The following is a 3899-nucleotide window of genomic DNA, read 5'->3' on the forward strand; positions in this document are numbered from 1 at the left end:
GCATTAATAGCCGTGTGTAATAAGCTCCTAAAACAGGCTTTTGCCATAGCCAAATCAGGATTAACCTATGATAATAATTATAGAAGTGTTTTAGTAGGAAATTAAAGAGTTTTTACTTGTTTTTTACCACAGTACTTTGTTGTGCCTAGTTTTTTATGTTCAGTTTTATTTTTTGTCCGTCTTTCAAATCCTTTATTTGAAATCCTAAATCTCCGCTAAAAGCAATTAATTCCGCAAAACTAATTTTTCCGAGATTCGATTTTTCATATTCTCCACCAATAACAGCCGACATTTTTAGACAATATTTTTCGTTTTCTTTTAATTCTCCAAGTTCCGATTTTGCAATGTTCACAAGGTTTGTCATTTCCCAATCTTCAATAAATTCAGAGTCGGCAGAAATTCGGTCAAATTCAGATTCCGATTCCGCAATTTTTTCACAACTAATTTCTTCAGGACAAATTCTCCAATATTCGTTTTTGTCCGTTTTGAAAATCACGTTTCCAAATTCATTCGTGCGAATGATTTCGGTTGCATTAAATTCTTTCCAATTCCAAGCTTTATTTATTTCCGCAATCATTTTCTCAAATTAGGCACAACGGCTCAGTGTATGAAACGTAGCGTGTAAAAAGATACTATATTTCGGGTTTAGCACAGAGCCAATTTTTTATATTTTGATTTAACTTCTCAGTTTAAAAGCCAAATTAAAAACTTGGCGGTCTTCGTAAATAAGTCTAAACCTTTCGATTTAGCACTAATTAGCTATGTTTTCATACACCGTGTTAGCAAATGTTATTTTTCATCTACTACATTAAGTAATTTTCTAAATTTCGTTTCTAATTCTTTTATTTTTTCGGGTAATTTGTCTCTTACATCGTTTGATATTTCTCTCATTTCTTTAGTATATGTGTCAAAATATTCTTGCGTTACTTCTCCATTAGTAATTCTTGATTTTTTGTAACTAAAATCCCAGCTTTTCTCCCAATAGCTTTTGAATAATTCATCTATAAACTCACAGAATTCTGAGGAGAAAAATAATTTATTATTAGTGTAATAATTACCGAAGTCTTGGATTGCATTATTTACTCGAATCGCTCTTTCCTCATCTTCTTTTTCTGCATCAACTATTACTCTTTGTAATGTGGCAGTCCAACTTACCATTGCTGAATGTAATTCCTGCAGTTTTTTATAAAGTTTTAGGGTTACTTTTCCTCTTTCTTGGTGTAGATAACTAAATTGAATTTGATGAGTAATATTATTTTTTGATAATTCAGATTTTAACGGTTCAATTTTTAATGAAAGTTCTTCGTTTAATTTACTCTTATAAGACTCTAACTGCTCATTAAAATTCTTTTTTACATTCTCTTCCAGTTTTGTTAGTTGCTCTCTCGTTGTTAATTTGGCCATTTCATTTCCAAGAGATTTCAACCATGATTTGTAAAATATAAAATATGAAACAGTACAAAATGTAATAATTTTTATTATTAATTCTATCCAATCTTTAGAAGTCATAGAGAATTTTTTTAATGTTTGCTAACGTTTCATGTATGGAAAGTGCGTGTTTGCATGTGAGGATTTTCCGAAGGAAAATCAGAAATAAGCAAACAAAGCACAGACCTTTAGATTAGGTACTAAAATAAGCATTTTTTATACATATTGTTAGCGGCCGTTTTATATTTAAAGAGTTCTATTACGCAACAATATGCCGTAACAAAAGTCAGTCCGCCGTAAGAGTTTCGAAATGCTTGGTAATCCGCTGGGAAATATTGAGTGTGAGTAAGGTCAGTCATACGCAACAGTTGCGCATCGTTTGGATCTGATATTTGTTTTAGATTTTAACCGTAAAAAACTGATTTATTTTTAGGTTTTAAACCACTTTTGAGTTGATTTAATTGTTTGTTTTGAGTAGAGTGAGCAATGGCCGCTAACGGTTAGTATAAGAATAGTGCGGTTTTGTGTGCGAGGATTTTCCGAAGGAAAATCAGACGTAACAAAAGAGCACGAACTCTCGATTAAGCAACTAATTTAGCATTATTTTTATACATTGTTAGCCACAGTTTTTTTGTTTTTCAGAATATTAGTGTTGTCACAAACGGAAGTATTAAAGTCAAAATTGTAAACATAGCATCTCCCATATGTAATTTCCTATATTCTCCTTGTTCCCAACTCGTTTGCATATATCCAGTCATCAGAGGTTCACTCTTAAATATTTTCAAGAATAATTGTCTAAATACCCAATAGTAAATCATAAATAGAAGAGGAAAAAAAGTCCAATATGCGGCATTTCCATTTACCATTTTAAGTGATTCCCTGTCCATATTAAGATATCCAAAAAGAGCAATTAAAATAGTCAGTCCAAACAGTCCCAAGTAGATTTTCGGGTTTTTCAGAATCTTATACATCAACCATAAGGCTAATTGCCCTATTCCTCCGATTAGAATATATGTCATTTGGTCGTTCATTCGAATTGTGGCTAACGTCTCATGTATGGAAAGTGCGTGTTTGAGTGTGAGGATTTTCCGAAGGAAAATCAGAAGTAAGCAAACAAAGCACAGACCTTTAGATTAGGTACTAAAATAAGCATTTTTTATACATATTGTTAGCGGCCGTTTTATATTTAAAGATTTCTATTGCGCAACAATATGCCGTAACAAAAGTCCGTCCGCCGTAAGAGTTTCGAAATGTTTGGTAATCCGCTGGTAAATATTGAGTGTGAGTAAGGTCAGTCATACGCAACAATTGCGCATTGTTTGGATCCGGTATTTATTTTAAATTTTAAGCGTGAAAAACTGATTGATTTTTATGTTTTAAGCCGCTTTTGAGTTGATTTAATTGTTTGTTTTGAGCAGAGTGAGCAATGGCCGCTAACGTTTGGGCTATGGTTTCGTTGCGGAATGGTTCGGCAGAACTATTCCGCCGTAAACCAAAGTTAGCAAACACGCAGGAATTTCCGAGAGGAAATTCCGCCGCAATGAACTATAGCCGTTGTTAGCCATAGTTTTTATTCGGTTAATATTCTTTTTTTGGAATATCAATTGGTAATTGAAATATATTTTCACTTAATTTTTTTGGCTCAATATTGATAGCGGTATATGTCACAACATAATCTCCTAAATCAAGTTCCATTTTCATAAAAGGCGATTTTGCTTTTTCAATCAAATCATTAGTATAAAAATCCGTAAAGTTTTCAAAAAGCTCAGGGTCTATGTAAGGAAATCCGCTATAAGAATATTTTTGTATTACGGTTTGCTTTCCATTTGGCTCAAATCCTTCGATTTGTATATAATCGCATTCTTTTCCTAAAATTTTTTCCGATTGTCCTGTGGTTTTATTGATAAAATCCAAAGTTTGTTCAGAAACGTTATAATGATAGATAGTATCTAAATTTTTCCACTTTGCATAATAGTGATTATTAGAAGTCAGATAAAGATTGAAATCATAACCGCTTTCTCCCGTGTTGAAGTATTGCTTTAAAATATCACCATTTTCGTTATAATAGACTTTTAATGTGTCTCCAAATTTTTGTTCGAAATATTCGCGATATTGAACATTTTCCTTTTTAAATCTAATTTCGGTTTTATAGGTTATAATTCCTTCAAAACTCTTTTTGTCAGTCGTAAAAGACATTAAGATTAGAATTGTAAGTAGATATATTAATGGTCTGAAATTCATTTTTTTTAAATTATGGCTAACGTATTTGTATATGGTTTGTTGCGTGGTTTAGCAAGTAATTTAGTAAATAAAAACCGAATAGAAAATCCGCGAGGATTTTCGTAAGTAGGCGAGAACTAGCAATAAATTATATACGGCTTAAGTTAGCATTTTAATAAAAAGCACTAAATTAAGACCTATAAAAAGAAAGCACAAAAGAGAGGAATAAGGTTAATTTATACGCAGAGACT

At 31.9% G+C, this 3899-nt stretch carries 4 protein-coding genes and 1 pseudogene; 1 reads left to right on the top strand and 4 read right to left on the bottom strand.

What is annotated here, in order from left to right; genetic code table 11:
• Positions 1-105, top strand: a pseudogene (locus ACFFVB_RS16155) (IS110 family transposase); the annotation flags it as partial.
• Positions 106-145: 40 nt separating this feature from the next.
• On the opposite strand, the gene ACFFVB_RS16160 reads toward ACFFVB_RS16155, so the two are convergent.
• The 4 genes from ACFFVB_RS16160 to ACFFVB_RS16175 form a co-directional block, all read right to left on the bottom strand.
• A complete protein-coding gene (locus tag ACFFVB_RS16160; protein ID WP_382384263.1) occupies positions 146-577 on the bottom strand; it encodes a T6SS immunity protein Tdi1 domain-containing protein in 432 nt (143 codons plus the stop codon).
• A gap of 212 nt (positions 578-789) precedes the next feature.
• Positions 790-1509, bottom strand: coding sequence for a hypothetical protein (locus tag ACFFVB_RS16165; protein WP_382384264.1), 720 nt, complete (start codon positions 1507-1509; stop codon positions 790-792).
• Positions 1510-2066: 557 nt separating this feature from the next.
• Positions 2067-2459 carry a hypothetical protein gene (locus ACFFVB_RS16170; RefSeq protein ID WP_382384265.1) on the bottom strand — a complete coding sequence of 131 codons (393 nt, stop codon included), beginning with the start codon at positions 2457-2459 and terminating at the stop codon, positions 2067-2069.
• Positions 2460-3006: 547 nt separating this feature from the next.
• Complete coding sequence (locus ACFFVB_RS16175; protein WP_382384266.1) at positions 3007-3624, bottom strand: hypothetical protein; 618 nt, start codon at positions 3622-3624, stop codon at positions 3007-3009.
• Positions 3625-3899: the final 275 nt, after the last annotated feature.

This window comes from Formosa undariae (genome assembly GCF_042427615.1).
In the GTDB taxonomy this organism is placed as follows: domain Bacteria; phylum Bacteroidota; class Bacteroidia; order Flavobacteriales; family Flavobacteriaceae; genus Formosa; species Formosa undariae.